The organism is Corallococcus sp. CA054B, from assembly GCF_003611625.1.
In the GTDB taxonomy this organism is placed as follows: domain Bacteria; phylum Myxococcota; class Myxococcia; order Myxococcales; family Myxococcaceae; genus Corallococcus; species Corallococcus coralloides.
The window spans coordinates 56,229-78,037 of the sequence record NZ_RAVY01000014.1 but is presented as its reverse complement, the minus strand read 5'-3'; the positions used below and the strand labels follow the sequence as shown (position 1 = coordinate 78,037).

General features: G+C 70.6%; 24 protein-coding genes. 3 read left to right on the top strand and 21 right to left on the bottom strand.

The window, feature by feature from the left end:
• Positions 1-62: 62 nt before the first annotated feature.
• Both D7V80_RS06020 and D7V80_RS06015 read right to left on the bottom strand, forming a co-directional pair.
• The gene (locus tag D7V80_RS06020; RefSeq protein ID WP_120587241.1) at positions 63-548 is read right to left on the bottom strand and encodes a DUF2243 domain-containing protein; all 486 of its coding nucleotides are present in this window, start codon (positions 546-548) and stop codon (positions 63-65) included.
• The gene (locus tag D7V80_RS06015) at positions 545-745 is read right to left on the bottom strand and encodes a hypothetical protein (RefSeq protein ID WP_014398660.1); all 201 of its coding nucleotides are present in this window, start codon (positions 743-745) and stop codon (positions 545-547) included. Before D7V80_RS06015 ends, D7V80_RS06020 begins: the two co-directional genes overlap by 4 nt.
• A gap of 70 nt (positions 746-815) precedes the next feature.
• Between D7V80_RS06015 and D7V80_RS06010 the strand changes: the two genes are divergently transcribed.
• The 3 genes from D7V80_RS06010 to D7V80_RS06000 all read left to right on the top strand — a co-directional run bounded on the left by D7V80_RS06010 (position 816) and on the right by D7V80_RS06000 (position 4,777).
• The gene (locus D7V80_RS06010; protein ID WP_233585166.1) at positions 816-1,394 is read left to right on the top strand and encodes a GNAT family N-acetyltransferase; all 579 of its coding nucleotides are present in this window, start codon (positions 816-818) and stop codon (positions 1,392-1,394) included.
• 158 nt (positions 1,395-1,552) lie between these two features.
• Positions 1,553-3,079: a CocE/NonD family hydrolase gene (locus tag D7V80_RS06005; protein WP_233585165.1), complete on the top strand. Its 1,527-nt coding sequence runs from the start codon at positions 1,553-1,555 to the stop codon at positions 3,077-3,079.
• Positions 3,080-3,169: 90 nt separating this feature from the next.
• A complete protein-coding gene (locus D7V80_RS06000; RefSeq protein WP_120587238.1) occupies positions 3,170-4,777 on the top strand; it encodes a hypothetical protein in 1,608 nt (535 codons plus the stop codon).
• A 29-nt stretch (positions 4,778-4,806) separates the two neighbouring features.
• Here the strand turns inward: D7V80_RS06000 and D7V80_RS05995 are convergent, their stop codons facing one another.
• Genes D7V80_RS05995 through D7V80_RS05905 form a run of 19 tightly spaced genes read right to left on the bottom strand, consistent with a single transcriptional unit; the run spans position 4,807 to position 21,466 of the window.
• On the bottom strand, positions 4,807-5,238 hold the full coding sequence (locus tag D7V80_RS05995; protein ID WP_120587237.1) for an excinuclease ATPase subunit: 432 nt from the start codon (positions 5,236-5,238) through the stop codon (positions 4,807-4,809).
• A gap of 17 nt (positions 5,239-5,255) precedes the next feature.
• Complete coding sequence (locus D7V80_RS05990) at positions 5,256-6,494, bottom strand: beta-ketoacyl-ACP synthase (protein WP_120587236.1); 1,239 nt, start codon at positions 6,492-6,494, stop codon at positions 5,256-5,258.
• Positions 6,491-7,222, bottom strand: a complete 732-nt coding sequence (gene fabG / locus D7V80_RS05985) for a 3-oxoacyl-ACP reductase FabG (RefSeq protein WP_120587235.1) — start codon at positions 7,220-7,222, stop codon at positions 6,491-6,493. Before fabG ends, D7V80_RS05990 begins: the two co-directional genes overlap by 4 nt.
• Positions 7,215-7,682: a hotdog family protein gene (locus D7V80_RS05980; protein WP_014398653.1), complete on the bottom strand. Its 468-nt coding sequence runs from the start codon at positions 7,680-7,682 to the stop codon at positions 7,215-7,217. Before D7V80_RS05980 ends, fabG begins: the two co-directional genes overlap by 8 nt.
• Complete coding sequence (locus tag D7V80_RS05975; RefSeq protein ID WP_120587234.1) at positions 7,679-8,860, bottom strand: beta-ketoacyl-ACP synthase; 1,182 nt, start codon at positions 8,858-8,860, stop codon at positions 7,679-7,681. Before D7V80_RS05975 ends, D7V80_RS05980 begins: the two co-directional genes overlap by 4 nt.
• A gap of 6 nt (positions 8,861-8,866) precedes the next feature.
• A complete protein-coding gene (locus tag D7V80_RS05970) occupies positions 8,867-9,436 on the bottom strand; it encodes a DUF3261 domain-containing protein (protein ID WP_120587233.1) in 570 nt (189 codons plus the stop codon).
• Positions 9,424-10,653, bottom strand: coding sequence for an NAD(P)/FAD-dependent oxidoreductase (locus D7V80_RS05965; RefSeq protein ID WP_120587232.1), 1,230 nt, complete (start codon positions 10,651-10,653; stop codon positions 9,424-9,426). Before D7V80_RS05965 ends, D7V80_RS05970 begins: the two co-directional genes overlap by 13 nt.
• The gene (locus tag D7V80_RS05960) at positions 10,650-12,947 is read right to left on the bottom strand and encodes an MMPL family transporter (RefSeq protein ID WP_120587231.1); all 2,298 of its coding nucleotides are present in this window, start codon (positions 12,945-12,947) and stop codon (positions 10,650-10,652) included. The genes D7V80_RS05965 and D7V80_RS05960 overlap by 4 nt, the downstream gene beginning before the upstream one ends.
• Complete coding sequence (locus D7V80_RS05955; protein WP_120587230.1) at positions 12,937-13,545, bottom strand: outer membrane lipoprotein carrier protein LolA; 609 nt, start codon at positions 13,543-13,545, stop codon at positions 12,937-12,939. The genes D7V80_RS05960 and D7V80_RS05955 overlap by 11 nt, the downstream gene beginning before the upstream one ends.
• The gene (locus D7V80_RS05950) at positions 13,542-13,961 is read right to left on the bottom strand and encodes a thioesterase family protein (RefSeq protein ID WP_014398647.1); all 420 of its coding nucleotides are present in this window, start codon (positions 13,959-13,961) and stop codon (positions 13,542-13,544) included. The genes D7V80_RS05955 and D7V80_RS05950 overlap by 4 nt, the downstream gene beginning before the upstream one ends.
• Positions 13,951-15,510, bottom strand: coding sequence for a histidine ammonia-lyase (gene hutH / locus D7V80_RS05945; protein ID WP_120587229.1), 1,560 nt, complete (start codon positions 15,508-15,510; stop codon positions 13,951-13,953). Before hutH ends, D7V80_RS05950 begins: the two co-directional genes overlap by 11 nt.
• Entirely contained in the window at positions 15,482-16,429 is a 948-nt protein-coding gene (locus tag D7V80_RS05940) for an acyltransferase (protein ID WP_120587228.1), read from the bottom strand. Before D7V80_RS05940 ends, hutH begins: the two co-directional genes overlap by 29 nt.
• Positions 16,426-17,163, bottom strand: coding sequence for a glycosyltransferase family 2 protein (locus D7V80_RS05935; protein WP_014398644.1), 738 nt, complete (start codon positions 17,161-17,163; stop codon positions 16,426-16,428). The genes D7V80_RS05940 and D7V80_RS05935 overlap by 4 nt, the downstream gene beginning before the upstream one ends.
• Positions 17,160-18,869 (bottom strand): AMP-binding protein, encoded by a 1,710-nt coding sequence (locus D7V80_RS05930; RefSeq protein ID WP_120587227.1) that lies wholly within the window; start codon positions 18,867-18,869, stop codon positions 17,160-17,162. The genes D7V80_RS05935 and D7V80_RS05930 overlap by 4 nt, the downstream gene beginning before the upstream one ends.
• Positions 18,862-19,413, bottom strand: coding sequence for a membrane protein (locus D7V80_RS05925; protein WP_014398642.1), 552 nt, complete (start codon positions 19,411-19,413; stop codon positions 18,862-18,864). The genes D7V80_RS05930 and D7V80_RS05925 overlap by 8 nt, the downstream gene beginning before the upstream one ends.
• Positions 19,410-19,670, bottom strand: coding sequence for an acyl carrier protein (locus D7V80_RS05920; protein ID WP_120563604.1), 261 nt, complete (start codon positions 19,668-19,670; stop codon positions 19,410-19,412). The genes D7V80_RS05925 and D7V80_RS05920 overlap by 4 nt, the downstream gene beginning before the upstream one ends.
• Before the next feature lie 36 nt (positions 19,671-19,706).
• Positions 19,707-19,970, bottom strand: coding sequence for a phosphopantetheine-binding protein (locus tag D7V80_RS05915; protein ID WP_014398640.1), 264 nt, complete (start codon positions 19,968-19,970; stop codon positions 19,707-19,709).
• Positions 19,957-20,736 (bottom strand): 1-acyl-sn-glycerol-3-phosphate acyltransferase, encoded by a 780-nt coding sequence (locus D7V80_RS05910; protein WP_120587226.1) that lies wholly within the window; start codon positions 20,734-20,736, stop codon positions 19,957-19,959. The genes D7V80_RS05915 and D7V80_RS05910 overlap by 14 nt, the downstream gene beginning before the upstream one ends.
• A complete protein-coding gene (locus tag D7V80_RS05905; protein WP_120587246.1) occupies positions 20,729-21,466 on the bottom strand; it encodes a beta-ketoacyl synthase chain length factor in 738 nt (245 codons plus the stop codon). Before D7V80_RS05905 ends, D7V80_RS05910 begins: the two co-directional genes overlap by 8 nt.
• Between the last annotated feature and the right edge of the window lie 343 nt (positions 21,467-21,809).

The following is a 21,809-nucleotide window of genomic DNA, read 5'->3' as shown; positions in this document are numbered from 1 at the left end:
CTGGGCGTCCGGGGCACCCATGGGACCCGGGGACGATGGCGCGGTGCGGTGTCCCGCCCGTCTCAAGGACTGGCAGCGCCGCCCCGGGGCGTGACGTCCTCACTGCCCGCGCGGATGAGCGCGCCACCCGAGAGCAGCAGTGCCAGGCCGAAGAGGAGGAAGCCCACGTCCCAGGCGGTCTGAGACGGGCCGGTGCGCACGTGGTGGACGCCGAGGAGCTGGTGGTCGATGAGTCCTTCGACGACGTTGAAGAGGCCCCAGCCTCCCAGCAGGCACCCAGCGAAGGTGCGCGAGGACCACGGCACGTCCGTGCGGAGGCCCGCGCGCCAGAGCAGCACCAGGCCGCTGAAGGTCATGAGCCAGGTGAAGGCGTGGAAGAGGCCATCCCAGAACATGTTCACCTTGGCGTTCACCAGCGTGTCCGGCGGCAGGTGGCTGGAGAGCATGTTGTGCCATTGCAGGAGCTGGTGCAGGAGGATGCCGTCGACGAAGCCGCCCAGGCCCACGCCCAGCATCACGCCCGCGGAGAGCAGTGGCCCCCGGTTCATCGCTCACGCTCCAGGAAGTGCAGCGGCACCACGACGCACAGGACCACGGCGAAGGGCAGCAGGGCGATGGCCAGCCGGCCCCAGAAATGTTCGTCGAAGATGCCCGCCTCCACCGCCGGCCGGCAGGTCTCACAGGCGAACGCCGTGCTGTTCACAAACAGCGCGCCGGTGAAGGTGAGCGCGTTGAACCGTCGCATGCGATGCTCCGAGGGACGTATGACTCCCACCGCGTTTCGTCCTGCGTACACAGTCCAGACCGCGCACACCGTGCTCCGCTGCTGGTCTCCGTCCGATGCGCCGCTGGCACTGCGCGCCATCGAAGCCAACCTCGAACACCTGCGTCCATGGATGGAGTGGGCCAAGCGCTATCCAATGAACGTCACGCAGCAGGCCGGGCAGCTTCGCCGGATGCGCGGGCTGTTCGACCTGGGACAGGACTTCGCCTACGGCGTGTTCAGCCGCGACGGCTCCGAGGTCCTCGGCGGCACGGGCCTGCATCCCCGGGTGGGCGAGGGGGCCCTGGAGATTGGCTACTGGATTTCGGCGGGTCACACGGGCCGGGGGCTGGCGACCGAGATTGCCGGGGCGCTCACCCGCGTGGCCTTCGAAGTGGAGGGCGTGCGCCGGGTGGAGATCCATTGCGACCCGCGCAATGTCCGCAGCGCGGCGGTCGCCCGGAGGCTGGGTTTTGTTCACGAAGGCACGTTGAGACAGCGGCTCGTCGCCCCCGACGGCACGCTCAGGGACACGATGAGCTGGACCCTGCTCTCCGAGGAGTACCCCGCAAGCCCCGCCGCAGCGACCATCACCGAGGCCTTCGACGTGCTGGGACAGAAGCTGCTCTGAGATGACAAACATCGCGTTTGGTTTGGAGTCCGGCCAATTCTCGTGGGTGTGTTGACTCGGGAATCAACGGGTTTCATATTGGCGGCGCGTCAATAACCCGCCGCCCCCGAGGTGTCTCGATGACGTTGAAACTCCCTGCGTGGTGCAAGCGTTTGCCCGTGGTCCTGTTGTTCCTGTTGCTGCCGCTCACGGGTTTTGCCCTGCCGACCACCGGCGTCCGGTTCGTCGACATCCCCGGCAGCGACGGCGCCGTCCTCAAGGCCAACTACATCGCGCCCACGACGCCGGGGCCGCATCCGGCGGTGGTCTTCATCTCGAGCTGGGGGCTCAACGACCTGGAGTACCTGGCCCAGGCCAACGCGCTGGCGCAGAAGGGCTACGTGGCGCTGTCCTATACGCCGCGCGGCTTCTGGGCGTCCGGCGGTGGCATTGATACGGCCGGACCGGCGGACATCGCGGACACCTCGCGCGTCATTGATTGGATGCTCGCCAACACGACCGCGAATCCCTCGCGCATCGGGCTCGCGGGCGTTTCGTATGGCGCGGGCATCTCGCTCATCGCCTCCGGCTTCGACTCGCGCGTGAAGGCGGTGGCGGCGCTCTCCGGCTGGTCGGACCTGGTGGCGTCGCTGTTCGGAGGAGAGACGCGGCGTCCGCAGGCGGTGGCGCTCTTGAACCTCGCCGCGACCCTGCTGGGCCGGCCTGGCCCCGAGCTGAGCACGACCATCAACGACTACTTCGCCAACCGGAACATCGAGTCCATCAAGGCCTGGGGCCGTGTGCGCTCGGCGGCCACGTACATCCAGCGCATCAACGCCAACAAGCCCGCCATCCTGATGGCCAATGCGTATGGCGACAGCCTCTTCCCGCCCAACCAGCTCGTGTCGTTCTACGGCCAGCTCGCGGGCCCCAAGCGGCTGGAGTTCGCGCCGGGCGACCACGCCGTCGTGGAGGCCACGGGCCTCCTGGGCCTGCCCAACGGCGTCTGGACCAGCGTGACGCGCTGGATGGACCAGTACGTCGCGGGCGTGGACACCGGCATCTCCCGCGAGGCGCCCGTCGTGCTGCGCACCTATGACGGCGACACGGAGGGCTATGCGTCCTGGGCCCAGGTGGCCACGGGCACGCAGCGCCTGGGGCTGGGCGCCATCCGCGTCCTGGATGGCACCGGCACCCTGGGCGGCACGCCGTCCTCCAGTGGCTCGCGGACCGTCTGGTCCGGCTTCGACACGAACGCCGACGCGGGCGTGGCGCTCCTGACCAACGGGCTCCAGGCGCTGACCGGCATCCCGCCCGTGGTCTGGCTGCCGGGCGTCAACCGCCTCAACGCGGGCGTCTGGACGTCGCCCCTCTCCATGAGCGGCATCGCCATCCGGGGCTCGGCCACGCTGCGCCTGCGCGTCACGCCGTCCACCTCGTCGGGCACGGTCGTCGCGTACCTGTACGACCTGCTGGGCGACTACGGCGGGCTCATCACCCACGTGCCCCTCACGTGGAAGAACGCGACGCCGGGCGTGCCGCTGGACCTGGACCTGGCGTTCCCCGCCACGGCGTATGACGTCCCCGTGCTGCACCGGGTGGCGCTCGTCGTGGACACGGAGGACCCGCTCTACCTGGACGCCAACACCACCGGCGCGACGCTGTCGCTCGGCGGGCCGTCCTGGTTGGACCTGCCGACGCGCTGAAGCTCCGCGTGACGGGGACGGAGGGGCGCTGGTCGGGCGCCCTCCGTCGTTCCAGCGGGCGTGCCCGGTGTGTTAACGCTCCCGGCGTCCATGGGAACCGCCGTCTCGGAACGCACCCGCGCCGTCCTGCTCGTCCTCGCTGGCGGCGTGCTGGCCCTGCTGCTGTCGCACCATCCCGCCATCCTCTCCGGGCTGCGCCTGGTGCAGGGGGACGAGGGCGACGTGCGCTTCAACCACTACGTCCTGGAGCACGGCTGGCGCTTCGTGACCGGCGACCCGGCGCACGCGCGCTTCTGGGATCCGCCGATGTTCTTCCCCGAGCCCAACGTCGCCGCGTACTCCGACGTGCTCCTGGGCGTGGCCCCGTTCTACTGGCTGTGGCGCGCGCTGGGGCTGGGCGCGGACCTGTCATGGCAGGCGTGGTCGCTCACCATGGCGGCGCTCAACTACGCCGCGGCGGTGTGGCTGCTGCGGCGCGGGTTTGGCCTGCGCGTCCTTCCCGCGGTGGTGGGCGCGGTGCTCTTCACGGCCGGCGCGCCGCGCATCAACCAGCTCAACCACCCGCAGCTGGAAGGCCAGTTCTTCGCGCTCCTCGCCGTGGGCGCCGTCATCGCGCTGACGCGGCCGGAGACGGACCGGCGGCGGGGGATGGCCTGGTCCGCGCTGCTGGTGGGCGCGTTCGTGGCCCAGCTCTACGCGGGCTTCTACTGGGGCTGGTTCCTCTTCTTCTTCCTGCTGCTGGCGTTCATCGCCGGGCTCGTCTTCCGGGACACGCGCGGTCCGCTGCTGACGGCGCTGCGCCGCCACCTCCCGGCGCTCGCGGGCTTCGGCGTGTTGGGGCTGGCGCTGCTCGCGCCGCTCGTCCTGCACTCGCGTCAGGCCATTGGCACGGTGGGGCTGCGCACCTTCTCGGAAGTCTCACCCATGGTGCCGCGCTTCTGGAGCTGGTTCTTCGTGGGCCAGGACAGCTGGCTGTACGGGTGGACGAACGGCTTCTCCAAGTTCCAGCGCATGCCGGTGTCGTGGGAGCACCGCCTGGGCTTCGGCTTCGTCACCCCGGTGCTGGCGGCCATCGGCCTGTGGCAGGCGCGCTCACGGCCCGCGGTGCGGCTGCTGCTCGTGGTGGCGGTGGCCACCGTGCTGCTCGCGTCGCGCTACACGGGCGGCTTCACGCCGTGGTGGCTCGTCTTCCACGGCGTGCCCGGCGCGGCGGCCATCCGGGCCCTGGCCCGCATCGGCATGTGGCTGCTGGTGCCCGCGGCCGTGGGACTGGCCCTGTACCTCCAGCGGCAGTGGGAGTCCGGACGCGCGGCGCTGGCGGTGGGCCTGGGCGCGCTGTGTCTCCTGGAGCAGGGGCTCGACAGTCCCGCCTATGACCGGCACGAGGCCCGCGCGGACGTGGAGGCGGTGGCCGCGCGCATCGCACCGGGCTGCGCGACCTTCTTCTTCGCGCCGACGTCCGGCGAGGCCCAGGAGTGGAAGTATCAACTGGACGCCGTGTGGGCGTCCGGCGAGCACGGCGTGCCCACGGTGAACGGCTACTCGGGCAACTACCCGCAGGGGTGGAAGCTCCAGGACAACCGCCGCTTCGACGCGGAGGCCTCGGCGCGAATCGACCGCGACCTGGAGGCCTGGATGCGCTCGCGGAACCTGGCCCCCGAGAGCGTCTGCCGCATCGAGGTGCCCGCGCGACGGTAGGGCCCGCCGCGCGGAAGCCGCCTCCGGGACTACTTCGCGATGGTGGCGTAGTCGCCCTTGAGCGCGACGCCGGTGACGAAGCTGCCGGCGTGGCACTCGATCTCGGTGGCGCTCTTGAACTCCACCTTCTTGTAGTAGCTGATGATGTTGACCACCGCGTTGGCGCCGTTCTTCTTCGCGCCCTCCTGCAGGGCGATGAGCGCGGAGAGGGCGGCCCACTTGCAGGCGTAGTCGTCCGACTTGCCCACGCCGTTGGTCTTCTTGTTCGTGGTGTCGGTGCCCAGCGTCTTGAGCACCTTGGGCGTCTTCGCGCCGTCCATGAAGAACTTCACCGAGCCGTCCAGCTTCTCCTTGGCCTCGGGCAGGGCCATCACGTCCGCCAGCTTCACCTTCGTCACGGTGTCGCGCGCCAGGGCGGGGCTCGCGGCGGTCAGGGCCAGCAACAGGAGGGCTTTCTTCATGGCGGGGTCTCCAGGCATCAAGGCCAGCGGCGGAAGATCAACGAGGTGTTGATGCCGCCGAAGGCGAAGTTGTTGCTCATCACCAGGTCCGTCTGCAAAGCACGTCCCTCACCCGTGACATAGTCCAGCGGCGCGCACTTCGGATCCACGGAGTCCGCCGTCAGGTGCAGCGTGGGCGCGAACCAGTCCGAGCGCATCATCTGGATGGTCATCCACGCCTCCAGCGCGCCGCAGGCCCCCAGCGTGTGGCCCATGTAGCTCTTGAGGCTGGAGATGGCGACCTTCTCCCCGAAGACGGTCTTCGTCGCCGCGCTCTCCGCCACGTCGCCCGTGTCCGTCGCCGTGCCGTGCGCGTTGACGTAGGGGATGGCGGACGCCGGAACGCCCGCGTCCTCCAGCGCCAGCCGCATGGCCTCCGCCATGGTGTCCGCGTTGGGCTGCGTCACGTGGCGGCCGTCGCTGTTGGTGCCGTAGCCCAGGAGCTCCGCGTGGATGGTGGCGCCGCGCGCCTTCGCGTGCTCCAGCTCCTCCAGCACCAGCGTGCACGCGCCTTCACCCAACACCAGTCCGTCGCGCTCGGCGTGGAAGGGGCGGGGGGACTGGTGCGGCGCTTCGTTGTGCTTCGTGCTGGTGGCGAAGAGGGTGTCGAACACCGCCGCGCCCGTGGCGTCCAGCTCCTCCGCGCCGCCCGCGAGCATCGCCACCTGGCGGCCCAGCTTGATGGCCTCATACGCGTAGCCGATGCCCTGGCTGCCGGAGGTGCACGCACTGGACGTGGTGATGATGCGCCCGGTGACGCCGAAGAAGACGCCGATGTTCACCGCCGCCGTATGGGACATCATCCGCAGGTACGTCGTCGCGGTGATGCCCTCCGTCGTCTTGTGGGTGATCATCTTCCCGAAGTCGCCCATGTTCTCCGGCGTCCCCGCGGAGGAGCCATAGGCGATGCCCATCTTCCCGCTCTTCACCAGGGGGCTGCCCAAGAGGCCCGCGTCCTGGAGCGCCAGCTCGCTGGCCCGCGTCGCCATCAGCGCCACGCGGCCCATGGTGCGCGTCGTCTTGCGCGAGTACGCGGACGGTGGCAGCTCGAAGGGCAGGGCGGGCGCACCCAGCCGCGTGTTGAGGCCCTCGTAGGCCTTCCAGGGCTCCATCACCTGGACGGCGTTCTGGCGCGCACGCAGCGCCGCCTCGACCGTCTTCCAATCATGGCCCAGGGGGCTCAGCGCACCGACTCCGGTGACGACTACGCGCTTCATCCGATCATCCCCCCGTTCACCGAAATCACCTGCCGCGTGATGTAGCCCGCTTCTTCCGACATGAGGAAGGCCACCGCGGCGGCGACCTCCTCGGGCTTGCCCATCCGGCGGGCAGGAATGATTTTCAGCGCCTCCTCCAGGACCTCCGGAGGCACCATCTCCGTGTCGATGAGGCCCGGCGCCACGCAGTTGACGGTGATGTCGCGCTTGGCCAGCTCCACCGCCAGCGCCTTCGTCGCGCCGATGATGCCCGCCTTGGCGGCGCTGTAGTTCACCTGGCCCCGGTTGCCCATGAGGCCGGACACGGACGACAGCGTGACGATGCGGCCCGGCTTCCGGCGGCGCACCATGGGCATCGTGAGCGGGTTGAGCACGTTGTAGAAGGCGTCCAGGTTGGTGTGGATGACGCCGTCCCACTCTTCCGCCGTCATCGCGGGGAAGGCGTTGTCGCGAGCGATGCCCGCGTTGCACACCACGCCGTAGTAGCAGCCGTGGGCCTCCACATCCGCGAGCAGCGCGGCCTGCGTGGCGGCGCGATCCGACACGTCGAACTGGAGCACGCGCGCTTCGCGGCCCGCCTCACGGACCTGGGCGGCCACCGCGTCCGCCTCCTCGCGCTTGCTGCGGCAGTGCACCACGACGTCGTAGCCGTCGCGGGCCAGGCGCAGCGCGATGGCGCGGCCGATGCCCCGACTGGAGCCCGTCACCAGCACCGTCTTGTCACCCATCTGTGTTGCCCCTTCCCAGGTCCTGCCCCGGTTGCGGCTCGTAGACCGTCAGCGCCGCCGTGGCCACCTGCTCCGTCCCGATGCGCAAGGTGCAGTCGAACTGGCCCAGCCCGTTGTCCGCGGAGAACTGGCGGTGGACCTCGATGCGCAGGGTCTCGCCCAGCTTGAAGGTGGGGCGGCTGCACTCGTAGCGGCGCGTGCCCAACAGGAAGCCCACCCGGGGCGTGCCACCGCGCTTGCGCGCATGCCACCCGGCCCACGCGGCCACGGCCTGCGCCATGTATTCGATGCCCACCCAGCCGCCCACGACGCCGTCCGCGTAGAAGAGGCTGTCCTCGCGCACGGTGACCTCCGCGAGCAGCGAGTCCGCGTCGCCCTCCAGGACGCGGTCGAGCAGCCGCATGCGCCCCTGATGGGGCACCAGCTCCTCGACGGGCTGATCAATCACGATGCGCATCATGCGCGCTCCAGCACGAGGGCGGCGTTGCTGCCCCCGAAGGCGAACGAATTGCTCAGCACGCTCTTCACCGGGCGCCCCAGCGCCTCCCCCGGCTTCACCAGCGACAGCACCGGCAGCGTGGAGTCCACGGCCCCGTCCCAGAAGTGCCCGGGCAGCTGGCCGTGCGGGTTGTCCACCAGCGTGAGGAACGCGAAGGCCGCCTCCAGCGCGCCCGCGGCCCCCAGCGTGTGCCCGGTGAGCGGCTTGGTGGAGCTGGCCTTCACGCCCGGCCCCAGCAGCGCGTGCACCGCGCGGGTCTCCATGGCGTCGTTCTGCGGCGTGGCGGTGCCGTGCAGGTTCACGTAGTCCACCTGCTCCGGCGAAAGCCCCGCGCGCTTCAGGGCCTCCTGGATGGCGGCCATGGCGCCCTTGCCGCCGGGCTCCGGCGCGGAGATGTGGTGCGCGTCGGAGGACTCGCCCCAGCCGGACAGGCGCACCGGCCCCGGCTCGCGCGTCATCAGGAACAGCGCCGCCGCCTCGCCGATGTTGATGCCGTGGCGGTGGGCGCTCATCGGGTTGCAGCGCTCCTCGCTCACGGAGTCCAGCGAGCGGAAGCCCGCCACGGTGAAGCCGCACAGCGAATCCACGCCGCCCGTCAGCACCGCGTCCACGCTGCCCGAGCGCAGCATCCGCGCCGCGCTGGCCAGGGCCTTGGCGCTGGAGGAGCACGCGGTGGAGATGACGTAGGCGGGGCCCCGCGTGCCCAGCACGTGCGCGAGCGCCAGCGCCGGAGAGCCCAGCTCCTGCTGCTGCAAATGGAAGCGGGCGGGTAGCTCGCCCGTGGCCAGGTGGCCGGCGATGGCCGCCTCTCCCTCACCGACGCCGGACGTGCTGGTGCCCAGCACCACCGCCACGCGCGAGGGACCGAAGCGGGCCACGGCCGCGTCAACCTCGGCGCGCACCTGCTCCAGCGCGGTGAGCAGGAGCGCGTTGTTGCGGCTGTGCTGCGAAGGGGGCAGGGCGTCCTGCGCCGCGAGCTTCGCGGTGACGACGCCCAGGTGCAGCGGACGGTCCGCGTACCCGGCATGCGAAGCGACGCCGGAGACGGTGTCCGCGAACAGCGCCCGGGCCACCTCCTGCTTCCCGGAGCCCAATGCGCAGACGAGGCCCAGCTGGTTGAGGAAGACAGGAGGAGGCATGGGGAGTCACTCGTCCGCGACGTGCGATTCGATGGTGAGCTGGTAGTGCTCGGAGTGGTTGGTGAGCTGCGTGCGCCCTTCCCAGCGCGGGGTGCCATCGTAGCGCACCGTCACCCATTCCCTGCCGTTCTTCGACAGGGTCCGCTGGGTGGGTTCATCCTCCAGCGTCCAGCCCGCGGGCAGGGCGGCGCGCACGGCGTCGGCCGGCCAGTAGACGAGCTGCACGTCCCGCACGACCAGCGCGGAGTTGAACTGGGCGGGCAGGCGGGGGTCCCGCTCCTCGTCCAGGCGGCTGCCATCCCAGCGCAGGGTGAGGATGCGGTGCCCCATGGCCAGCCCGGCCAGCTGCATCTGGGACGGGTCCACCTCCAGGAGGGCCTCCAGGGAGCGGGGGCCTCCAGGGTCCTGCTCGTGCGCGAAGACCAGCTGCTGCGCCAGGCTCACGGACGCCCCGAGGGCGGCGGGAGCCAGGCGCAGCTCCGGCAACGGCTCGCCAGGAGCGGCGGGCCGGGGCCGGGGCGGGGTGGTGCAGGCCACCAGCCCCGCGACGAGCAGGGCGGCGACTACGCCGCGCACAGCGCCTCGAGGACGGTCAGGCGCCGCTTGCTGTCCGCCACGTAGGGGTTGTTCTTGTCCCACGCGTAGCCGGCGAGGATGGCGGAGATCATCCGGCGCACGTCCTCCGACGGGTTCGGGTGGAAGATGACGTTCTGGAAGCCGCCCTCGTACCAGGACTCCACGAAGGTGCGGAAGGTGTCCACGCCCGCCTTGAGCGGCTTCGCGTAGTCGTTCTCCCAGTCCACCTTCTCCCCCGCGAACTCCCGGGCGATGCAGGCCGACGCGAGGCTCGCGGACTTGAAGGCGATGGTGACGCCCGAGGAGAACACGGGGTCCAGGAACTCGCCCGCGTTGCCCAGGAGCGCGAAGCCGGGGCCCCACAGCGACTTCACGTTGGCCGCGTAGCCGGTGAGCTTGCGCGCGGGCGTGTCCCAGACGGCGTCCTTCAGGAGGTTCCGCAGCGACGGCGCCTCGTTCACGATGGCCTGGAGCCGCTCCGTGTCCGTGCCGGTGTACTGGTCCAGGAACTCCTTCTTCGCGACCACGCCCAGCGAGCAGCGGCCGTCGGAGAAGGGGATGGTCCAGTACCAGACGTGCACGTGCTCCGGGTGCGTCGTGACGCGGATCTTGTTCCGGTCGAAGGTGCCGAGCGGAACGTTGTCCGTCACGTGCGTGAAGATGGCGCCGCGCACGGGGAAGTTGGACGGGGTCTCCAGGTTCAACATGCGCGGCAGCACGCGGCCGAAGCCGCTCGCGTCCAGGAGGAAGCGCGCCTTCACCTGGTACGTCTCGCCTTCAGGGGAGCGCGCCGTCACCACCGGCTGCCCGCTGGAGAAGTCCACGGTCAGCACCTCGTGGCGGAAGCGCACGGTGGCGCCCTTCTTCTCCGCGGCCTGGGCCAGGAGCTGGTCGAAGCGGGCGCGCTGCACCTGGTAGGTGGTGCCCCAGCCGGGGCTGAACTTGTCGCGGAAGTCGAAGTCCGTGTACTTGCCCGCGCGCTCGAAGGCGGCGCCGTTCTTGAACTGGAAGCCCGCCTCCACCACGTCCTGGAGGAAGCCGGCCTCCTGGATGTACTCCATGCTCTGCGGCAGCAGGCTCTCGCCAATGGAGAAGCGCGGGAACTGCTCGCGCTCCAGCACGAGGACGTCACGGCCCTGCTTGCGAAGGAGGCCCGCCGCGACGGAGCCCGCGGGGCCCGCGCCGATGATGAGGATGTCCGCTGATTCAGTTTTCAATGTGTGTCTTTCCCGGGTGGAAGTCGGAAACAAGGAGTGAGGAACCAGATGGTGACCTCGCCCAGAAGCATGGCGAGGCCGAACGAGCGCAGCGCGGGCGTGGCGGACAGGCCCAACAGCCCGAAGGAGAGGAGCGTGCTCACGCCGGCCAGCGCCACCGCGAGCCACGCGGAGCCGTCACCGGGGTGCTCCAGGAGGAAGATGCCGTAGTCCACGCCCATGCCCAGAAGCAGCACCAGCCCGAGCACGGTGAAGAGCTGCAGCGGCGCGCCCACCCATCCGAAGATGGCGAGCGTCAGCAGCGTGCCCAGCACGGAGGGAATCCACGCGCGCCACGCCTGGCGGCCGAAGCGCGCCACCAGCGTGAGCAGCACCGCGACGTAGCCCGCGGCGATGAGCCCGCCCATGATGCGGCGGTAGCGGCTGAGCAGTCCTGAAATCTCCGCCGTCTTGTCCACCCAGCGGACGCCCTCCAGGCCCTGGGCCACCTCTTCCAGACGGGGCAGCACCTTGGGGTCGTTGAGGCCGCGCAGCATGAGGACGCTGTATTGCGCCTGGCCCAGCGTCCCCAGCCACTGCTGCCGGATGGCCGCCGCGGCGGGGCCGGAGAGGAAGTGCTTGAGGGTGAGCGGGTCCGGGGAGAACTCCGCGCGCGTGGGGGCTTCACCCGTGGATTCGCTGACGGCGGCGACCGCCTGGGCCTCCGCGCGGGCGCTCAGGGCCGCGTCCTCGCGCTGCTGCGCTTCGGACGGGAGCCAGTCGGACACGGCGCGGTAGCCCGCGAACACCTTCTCCGAAACCAGCGCGTCCAGCTTCGTCTTCAGCGCGGCCTCGCGCGCGAGCACCTGGTCGTCGCTGTCGCCCTGCACCAGGAAGAACTGCGCCGGGCTGGGCAGTCCCAACAGGCGCCCCAGCTCCCGCTGATCCGCGATGAGGTTCGCGGGCGCGCCCTGCAACTGGCGCAGGTCGTCCCGGGGCTCCAGCTTCCAGAGGCCCACGGCCACCAGCACGGTGAGGACCGCTCCGGACAGCCACCACGCCGGGGTGGACGTGATGCGCGGCCAGCGGGTGATGGACGCGGAGAAGCGCTTGGCGAAGGACGTGACGGGCAGGGCGCCCGTGTCCAGCGAGGGGAACCAGCACACCACGGTGAGGAACGCGGCGGTCAGTCCCGCAGCGGAGAACACCGCCATCTGCCGCAGGCCCGGGAAGGGCGCGACGCCCAGCGCCAGGTACGCCACCACGCTGGTGACGAGCGCGAGCACCATGCCGGGCAGGAGCGCGCGCATCACTGGACCGCGCTCCGACGGGGCCTTGCCCTGGCGCGCGGCGAAGTAGTGGAAGCCGTAGTCCTCCGCCACGCCCACCAGGCTGGAGCCGAAGACGAGCGTGAGCAGGTGCACCCGGTCGAACACGAGCGCGGTGACGGAGAGCGCCACCGCGCAGCCCAGGGTGAGCGACACGCCCACGAGGACGATGGGCCGCAGCGAGCGGAAGGTGAGCCACACGAGGAGGAGCACCGCCGCCAGCGACCCGAAGCCGATGGTGGACATCTCCCAGCTCGCCTGCGCGGCGGCGGCCTCCGCGTACAGCGGCACGCCCGCGGCCACCAGCCGCCCACCGGGCACGGCCGCTTCCACCTGTGAGCGCGCCCGCTCCACCGTGGCGGTGACGCGCGAGCCGTCCCCCAGCGCGAAGGCGGACACCTTGCTCTTCCACAGGAGGAGCACCCACTCGCGCTCCTCGCCGGACAGCCACATCCGTCCATCGCGGGGCCGGGCGGACGTCTCCGCCGCGCGGGCCTGCCACCAGTCCTGCCACAGGCCCAGCGGATCCGCGTTCCAGTCCGTGAGCCGCGCGCCCGCGGGCTGGTACAGCTTCATCAGCGCCGTGCCGCCCAGTTCCTCCGGCGTCGCGCGCGACAGCCACTGGCGCTGCGCGGGCGTGAGCAGCCGGTCGCGATAGGGACGGTAGAAGTCCACCGCCTGCTCCAGCGCGGAGGTGTCCACCACCGCCGGCTCGAGCAGGTCCGAGGCCTCCGAGAGCACGCGCGTGGCCTCGTCCGCGGCCTTCTGCGCGGACGGCCAGTCCCTGGCGCCCACCAGCAGCACCACCTGCCGGCCGGCGTCGTCGGCGAGCTTGCGCGTGGCGGCGTCCACCTCCGGCGCCTGCTCATCCTCCGGCAGGAGCGCGAGCACGTCCGTGTCCAGGCTCGCGGAGCGCCAGAACTGGACCTGGTGCACGCCCACGGCGAGCACCACCAGCGCCCACAGGATGGCCAGCTTATTTGCCAAGGCGTTCTGCTTCCTTGGCGTCGGGAGGAGGCGTCTGCGCGAGCTGCTCGAACGTGATGACGCTGCTGTCGCCGCGCGTCTCGTCCAGCTGCACCTGGCGCACGTACCCGTCCCCCTCCAGGTGGATGTGCTTGAAGACGCGCGCGAGCCCCGCGTCCGTGGGCGTCAGCTCCAGCTTCCAGCCGGCGGTGCCCACCAGCTCCCCCTCCACCTTGAAGCGCTTCTGGAGCGCCGCGACGTCGCCCGACAGGAGCGCGAAGAGCAGCTCGTTCACCGCCGCCAGCGCGGGCTCCTTGGTGGAGTCCAGGTGGTACGCCGCGCCGCCCGTGGCCTGCTGCGCGCTCAGCGACTTGCGCGTGAGCGTCAGCGTGGAGGCGAACGGCGTGCGCGTGTTCCACAGCACGCCCTGGTCACGCGCGAGCAGGAAGTCCCCCTTGGACACCAGCGGCTTCTTGAAGCCCTGCACGGTCTTCTTCTGTTCGAACTGCCCGCGCACCAGCGGCGCGTCCACCAGGCGCGCGCGCACGTCCTTCACCAGGTCCGCGGCATGGGCGCTCAGGGACAGCAGCGACAGCATCAACACGAGGAAGGGCTTCATCCCGGCCACACTCCCAGCTTCTTCCAGAGGACTTCCGGGCAGACGTATTCCATCTCGCCTGTCTTCAAGGACACCGCGACCTGGATGGTGTGGGCCTGGTTCACCTTGCGGCCGGTGTCCGCGTCGCGCAGCAGGTAGTCGAAGCGCAGCCGGTTCTCCCACTCGGTGATTTCGGCGCGCACGATGATGCGCTGCTTGTAGTGGATGGGAGAGACGTACTTGAGCTTCATCTCCACCACGGGCCAGCCGTAGCCGGACTCGCGCATCTGCGGCCAGTCGTAGTCGTGCTTGCGCAGGATGACGGCGCGCGCCAGCTCCAGGTACTTCACGTAGTGCCCGTGCCAGACGATCTCCATCATGTCGAGGTCGTGGAACGCCGGGTCGATCTCCAGTTCGCAGCTCAGGTCAGGCTTCATGCAGCCTCCACTCCCGACGGCGGATGGCGGTGATGAGGCCCTGCAGCTCGCCGTCTAGCGCCCGGTCCTCCACCAGCAAGGGGATGCGCGCTTCCAGATCCGCGTGCATCGCGGCCATCGCCGGGCCGGGCTTCGCGTCCGCGTCCAGCCGCTGGCGCAGGGTGACGCCCTGGCGCGCGGCGATGAGCATGGCCGCGGCCACCTGCTCCGTCAGCTCCAGCACGCGCAGGCAGTCGCGCGCGGCGATGGTGCCCATGCTCACCTTGTCCTGGTTGTGGCACTCGGTGGAGCGGGAGAAGACGGACGCGGGCATGGTCTGCTTCAGCGCCTCCGCGGTCCACGCGGAGACGCTGATCTGCGCCGCCTTGAGGCCGTGGTTGATGGCCGCGCGGGCGCCGGTGGACGCGGAGAGGTTCGCGGGCAGCCCGTGGTTGAAGCGCGGGTCCACCAGCAGCGCCAGCTGGCGGTCCAGCAGGTCCGCCACGTTGGCCACCGCGTTCTTCAGCCCGTCCATCGCGAAGGCGATGTGGCCGCCGTAGAAGTGGCCGCCGTGCAGCACCCGCTCGCCGTCCGGGTCGATGAGCGGGTTGTCGTTGGCGCTGTTCAGCTCGTTCTCGATGAGCGTGCGGAAGTACGGCAGCGCGTCCTCCAGCACGCCGATGACGTGCGGCGCGCACCGCAGCGAGTACCGGTCCTGGAGCCGCTGCTCGTTGCGCGGCGGCCGGTCCGTGACCAGGTCCGCGCGCAGGCGGGCCGCGACCCGCTGCTGGCCCGCGTGGGGCTTCGCCGCGAAGAGCGTCTCGTCGAAGTGGTGCGCGTTGCCGGCGCTGGCCAGCACGTTGAAGGCAGTGAGCCGCGTGGCGAGCCGCGACAGGTACTCCGCCCGCTCCCACGCCAGGCACGCCAGGGCCGTCATCACGGCGGTGCCGTTCATGATGGCCAGGCCTTCCTTCGGCCGCAGCTTGAGGGGCGTGATGCCCAGCTCCTTCAGCACCTGCGCCGCGGGCTTGCGCTCGCCCCGGTGCCACACGTCGCGCTCGCCGCAGAGCACCGCCGCCACGTAGGACAGGGGCGTCAGGTCACCGGACGCGCCCACGGAGCCTTCCGCGGGAATCAGGGGCAGCACGTCGTGCTTGAGCAGCAGCTCCAGCTGGGTGAGCAGCGGCACGCCCACGCCGGAGAAGCCCTGCGACAGCGACGCCAGCCGCGTGGCCAGCACCGCGCGCGTCTCCTCCGGGGTGAGGAACCGGCCCGCGCCGATGCCGTGGTACGTGTAGAGGTGGTGCGGCAGCTCCGCGATGAGCGCGGGCGGGATGGACACCGTCACGGAGTCGCCGTAGCCGGTGGTGACGCCGTAGATGACGCCGTCCTCCGCCAGCAGCCGGTCCAGGAACGCGGCGCCCTTGGCGATGCGCTGGCGGAAGGCGGGGGCCGTGCCCAGCTCCGCGGGGCGCTCGCGGCGCGACAGGGCGCCCACGTCCTCGAGCGTCAGCCGCCCGCCGTCGAAGCGGACCGGGGTGTCAGAAAGTTGGGGGCTTCGCGGAGACATTCACCTGATCCCAGAAGGGAAAGAAGTTGAACCAGTCGTAGGGCGCGCGCTGGAGGAGCGCCGTCACCCGGCCTGCGTAGTGCTGGGCGCAGTCGGTGAGCGCCTGCTCGCGCTTGCCCCGGGGCAGCACGACGCGCTCGAAGAGGCGCTCGAAGTGGATGGTGTAGCTGTCGCCCTCATGGATGCAGCCCAGCAGGTAGAGCGGACACTTGAGCAGCGCCGCCAGCACGTAGGGGCCCACCGGAAACGGCGCCGGGTGGCCGAGGAAGTCGACGCGCACGGTCTGGCTGGCATTCACGGGAATGCGGTCGCCCGCGATGACCACGAACTCGCCGGCCTCCACGCGCTCGTTCAGCGCGACCGCGGTGGCCGGGCCCATGTCCGTGACTTCCATCAGCCGGAAGTCGTTCTCCGGGTTGAGCCGCTTGAGCAGGCGGTTGAACTGCTCCGCGTGCCGCGTGTGCACCAGGATGTTGAGCTTCACCTCGCCCCGGCGCTCCGCCATCGTGCGGCACAATTCCAGGCAGCCCATGTGCGCGGTGACGATGACGCCGCCCTTGCCAGACTTCGCGACCTCGTAGAACTCCTCGCGGCCTTCCGTGCGGACGCTCTCGAAGCGGTAGCGCCCACTCACCGCGAGCAGCTTGTCCAGCATGGTCTCCGCGAACATCAGCACGTGGCGCACGCTGTCGCGCCAGTGGGGCGCGTGTCCCAGGGCCCCCGTGGCGGTCTGCATCCGCTCCAGGTACTGGCGCGACGCGTGCCGCAGCGCCGGGCGCCTGAGCCAGTTCACCAGCACCACCGGGTAGAGGCAGACGCGGAAGGGCCAACGGCCCAGCAAGCGGTGGATCCAGTAGAGGATCCAGATGCCGGCCACGAAGGTGGTCTCCCCCATCTCCGCCCAGTGGCGGGACTTCATTTCGCCACCTTGCGCCAGAGCAGCACCGGCAGTCGCCCCAGCATCCCGAAGAAGAGCCGGGCGTGCATGCCGGAGATGCGCACGTTGTCCCAGAGCACGTCGAAGTGGGAGATGCCGTCGGTGGGGTAGCGCACCTGGGTGGGCTGGTTGAGGATGCGCATGCCGCGCCAGAACAGGCGCACCAGCACCTCCACGTCGAAGTCCATCCGCTTGCCAATCTTCACCGAGTCGATGAGCGCCACGGTGGGTTGCAGCGGATACACGCGGAAGCCGCACATGGAATCGCGGATGGCGAACGACAGCGTGTTGATCCACACCCAGATGTGCGTGGCGTAGCGGCCGTAGAGCCGGCCCTTGGGCACGGACTCGTCATAGACGGGCGTGCCGCACACCAGCATGTCCGGCTGCGCCTTCGCCAGCGCCAGGAAGCGCGGGATGTCGCCGGCGTTGTGCTGGCCGTCCGCGTCGATTTGGAGCGCGTGGCTGTAGCCCCGGGAGAGGGCCGCGCGCAGGCCCGCCATCATCGCGCCGCCCTTGCCCTCGTTCTGGGGCAGGCGGACCACCTCCACGTGCTCGCTGTCCTCGCGCGCCAGGCCGTCCAGCACCGCCGCGCAGCCGGGCTCGCTGCCGTCGTCCACCAGCACGCAGGGCAGCCCGTGGCTTCGGACGGCCTTCACCACCGCGCCCACGGCCTCGCCATGGTTGTAGACCGGAATCACCGCGCAGACCTTCATCCTGCCCCTCCCCCCAACACGATGCGGCCACTGGCGTGCGAGCCCGCGGCCGACGTCAACTTGAACCCCAGCCGCCCGGACTCCTTCGCCCAGGTGAGCTCCAGCGTCAGCAGCGTGCCGGGCGGAATGACCTGCTGGAACTTCAGCGTCTCGATGCGGAGGAAGTCCGGCGGCAGCGCGAAGTGCTCGCGCCCCAGCAGCAGGGACCACTCCACCTGCACGACGCCGGGCAGGATGGGCGAGCCCGGGAAGTGCCCCTCGAAGTAGGGCGAGTTCGCGGGGACCTCCACCGCCAGCAGCACGCGCTCGTCGGAGCGCTCCAGCACGCGGAACGGGGGACGCTTCGGGTCGAAGAGCGCGGCGAGCGCCGCCTCGGTGGACTTGCCCTGGGAGTTGACCGGCATGGCCTCCAGATACCGGAACCGGCGCGGCAAGGCACTGGACTCGAAATGCGGGGCCAGCTTCTCGCGCAGCGCCTGACTCAGGGACCGCCTGCCCCCCGACTCCTGGAGCCGCCAGCCTTCGACGTCCGGCACCCCCACCACCGCCAGGATCACGCGGTGGCCCTCCGTGAGGGGCAGCACCCGGGCCTCGCGCAACAGCCCTCCGGCCACCAGCGTGCGCTCCATGGCGGAGAGCGACACGCGCTTCTCCTCCAGCTTGAGCAGCCGGTCGCGGCGCCCCAACAGCTCGAAGCCGCCGGGCACGGGCCGCGCGCGGTCCTCCGTGGTGAACCACCCGCCCGGGGGCAGGTCCAGGTGGGGGGAGCGGACGGAGAGCGCGTCCTCGTCCGCGCGGACCTCCACGCCCGGCATCGTGCGCCACGAAGCGCTGTCGTCCGTGTCGCGCCGGCGCCACGCGACGCCGCCCGTCTCCGAGCTGCCGTAGACCTCCACCGGCGCCCGGCCCAGCAGGTCGCGGCAGGCCTGGAGCGCTTCGGGGGTGAGCGGTCCGCCGGAGGAGAACAGCCCGCGCAGGTTCCCGCGCACGGCCGCCCAGTCCAGCGTCGCCGGCAGCCGCTTCAGGTGCGCGGGGCTCGCCACCAGCAAGGAGGGGCCGGCCTGGAGCGCGGCCAGGATGTCCTCCGGATAGGGCAGGGCGTGCACGTCGAACGGGCGGCCGGACGTCAGCGGCCACAGCACCCGGAACAGCAGGCCATAGATGTGCTGGTGCGACACGGTGGCCAGCACCGGCACGTCCCCCACGGCCTCGTTGAACAGCCGGCCCAGCGTGGCCACCTCGCTGGACAGCTGCGACAGGCGCTTGGGAATGGCGGTGGGCTCCCCGCTGGAGCCCGACGTGTAGACGACCAGCGCGGCGAGCTGGGGGGACAGCGGCTGGAACGCGGCGGCGGTCCCGTCCTCGTTCACCGCGGGCGCGAGCGGCCCCTGGCCCTGGGGGGCCCGGCCCGCGAAGCCGTCCACGTGGGCCTTCAGCGCGTCCAGCGTGGCGGGGCGCGCGTCCGCGGGCAGGTAGACGCACACGCCCGCGTGCCAGGCGCCCAGCAGCGCGGCGGCGAACTCGAAGGTGTCCTCGGTGAAGAGGGCGTAGCGCCGGCCGCCGTGCGCCGCGAAGGCCGCGCGCCAGCCGGCGACCCGGGCGCGGAATGCGCCGAAGTCCCGCACGCCGTCCTCGCTCCGGGCCACGGGGTGACCGGCGGGACGGCCGTGGACGAGGAGGGTTTCGAGCGCGAGCGGCTCAACCATGGGCGTGCCGTGCGCGCACCCGCTGCCGCACCACCCACTCGCCCGCGAACAGCAGGCCCATGAGGCCGTAGGCGATGAGGCCGTTGTAGAGCGCCCAGGTCGCGTCGCTCGCGAAGAGCGCCGTGGAGAGCGCGAGCGCGCCATTGAAGACGAAGAAACCGCACCACACCTGCGTCACCCGGCGCGTGTAGGCCACGCCCGACGGCGGCAGGTCCTTCTCCCGAAGCCGCGCCAGCCGCTCAATCACGCTGGGCGGATAGGCCAGGCTGGTGGCGAAGACGGCGAGGAGCACCCCGTTCACCAGCACCGGATAGAGCTTCAGGGGCAGGGCGTTGTTGCCCAGCATGCTGGAGCCCGCGAGCACCAGCGCGCCCACCGCGGCCGCGAGCCACATCTTCTCCCGCGTGGCCACCGCGCGCACCACCGCCATGGCCGCCAGGGGCAGCGCCATCCAGCGGGGCTCGAAGTGGCCCAGGCCCAGATAGACGAGCGGCGGGTAGGCGAGGCTCAAGAGCCCCAACAGCACCGGACGCAGACGCTTCACGCCGCGGCGGAGTCGCTGCCGAGCAGACCGTACAGCGCGTCCACCACGTCCTGGATGGTGCGCACGGAGCGGAAGACCTCCGGCGGAACGCGCTGGCCCGTCACCGGCTTCAGGCGCACCAGCAGGTCGATGGCGTCAATGCTGTCGATGTCGAGGTCGTCGTGCAGCCGCGCCTCCGGGACGATGCGGGACGGCTCGATGTCGAAGGTTTCCTGGAGGATGGCGCTCAGGCGCTCGAACAGCTCGTGCTTGGTCATGGGGTGAGTCCTCGCTTTGGTTTTGAACGGGGCTGCTTAGGAACGGGTGCGGTGGGTGCTGACGAAGTCCGCGAGCGCCCGAACACTTGCGAAGTGGCGGCGATTCTCCTTGGAGTCGCTCGCCAGCACGACGCCATAGGACTTCTGCAACGCGAGGCCGAGCTCGAGGGCGTCGATGGAGTCCAGCCCCAGCCCCTCGACGAACAGCGGCGCCGCCGGATCGATGTCGTCCGGCTTGAGGTCCTCGAGGTTCAACGTGTCGATGACCAGCCGCTTTATTTCCTGCTCAAGCTCCAACATGTTCCTGGCTCCCCCTGGAGAAATGGTCGTGCAAACGGGTGGTGAGCTGGCGCGCGGCCTTGGCCGCCTCGCCTGCGTCCGCGTCCTGGGCCGGCACGTGGATGTCGTCCTCCACGCGGATGACGTAGTGCATGGGCCGCTCCGGCACCTTCCACCAGGGCATCCCCTTGGTGAGGCCCCGCGGCGCGCATTGGATGATGACCGGCGTGATGTCGCAGGGGCCGCGCACCGCGATGTTGGCGGCGCCGCGCTGCAGCTGCATGGTCCCGTCGAGCGGCGTGCGCGAGCCCTCCGGGAAGATGATGAGGTTGTTGCCGGCCTTCACGGACGCGATGCAGTCCTGGATGAGCCCGGGCCCGGAGTCATTGCACAGGTAGCGCGTCGCCCGGATGGGGCCGCGCATGAACGGGTTGTTCGCCAAACTCGCCTTCACCACGCAGTCCGCGTTGGGGACCAGCGAGATGAGGAACACCACGTCGATGAGTGACGGGTGGTTGGCCAGGATGAGCAGCCCGGAGCGCGACAGCTTCTCCACGCCCTGCAGCTCGTAGCGCAGCACGCCCAGCGCGCGCATGTAGCCGACGAAGAAGCGGAACGTGTAGTGCACCGCGAGCCGCGCCAGCCGCTGCTGCCGCTTCGGTTCGCGCACGAAGAGCATGAGCAGCGGGAAGTAGAGCAGCCGCAGCGCCAGCCCCCCCAGCCCGAAGGTGGCGAAGGACAACCCGGTGGCGAAGATGCGCCAAGGCCGGTCGAGCTTCTCAAGCATGGCGCGCCCACCGCCAACACCGGCCGCCCGTCGCGTGCTCCCACCGCGAGGCGCCGGAAACGAGGAAGCGCAGGGCACGCAGGTCCGCCGGAAGGTCCGCCGCATCCAACGGCGCGGCGGGCGAGTCCGGGGCGCTGTCCGCGCAGTCCAGGTGGATGGCGTCCGCGCCGGTGCTGGCGGAGAGGAGGCAGGCCCATGCGTGGGGAAACGCCACGTCCCGGGAGAAGTGTTCCCACGGCGTGGGCACGGGCTCGTCGTAGACGACGACCATCACCCGGGGGACGCCGTCTGACAGCAGGCCACAGGCCTCCGTGAAGGCGGCCTCCACCGTCTCTTCGCCCGCGGCGATGGCGGCGTAGGCGGACGTGTCCCCGCGCGCGATGGAGTAGAGCGCGCCGATGGCGTTGTGCACCGACAGGCTGAAGGAGGTGGGCGACAGCGGCTCCGAGCGCGCCAGCTGCGTGAGCAGCTCCACCGAGCGGCCCAGGTCTCCATAACGCGATGCGAAGATGACGGGCGCGTCCGGCGCGTCCACGTGCGCGTCATAGGCCGCCTGCAACGCGATGCGGCCCAGCCGATCCACCCGGCGTCGCATCATCGCGGGCATCGCCGCGAGCGCTGGCGTGCCTTCCGCGGGGAGCGGATGCGGGGTCGCGAGCCACGTTTCCCAGGAAGCAGGATTGACGAGTCCGGGGGCCCAAGCGGCCCAGCGCTGTACGGAGAATCCCATCATCGTGACGGAGAGGCCCCAATCGCCCCCAAAGACAACCTTTACCAAACCATTCACAGGGTGACAATTGGGCCCCTGGCCCGAGCGGGCCGGGCGCCGGGAGCCTGTCCTGCCGCCTGCTCTGCGTTCGTTGCAACCCCACGTTCTTGTTGAAGGAAGACGCAATGGGGCCTCGACCTTCACGTTCTTCCGGGTTTGTCCAGGGAGATGGCGCGCCCGTGTGTCGCGCGGTGCGTGAAAGGCCCCGCGAGTCATTCGAAATGGGCGGTGGAAACGGGTTGTGAAGGTGGCCTGCGTGACGTGGCGGCGGGCGCGCGTATTCACGCGGCGCGTGCTTCCCCTG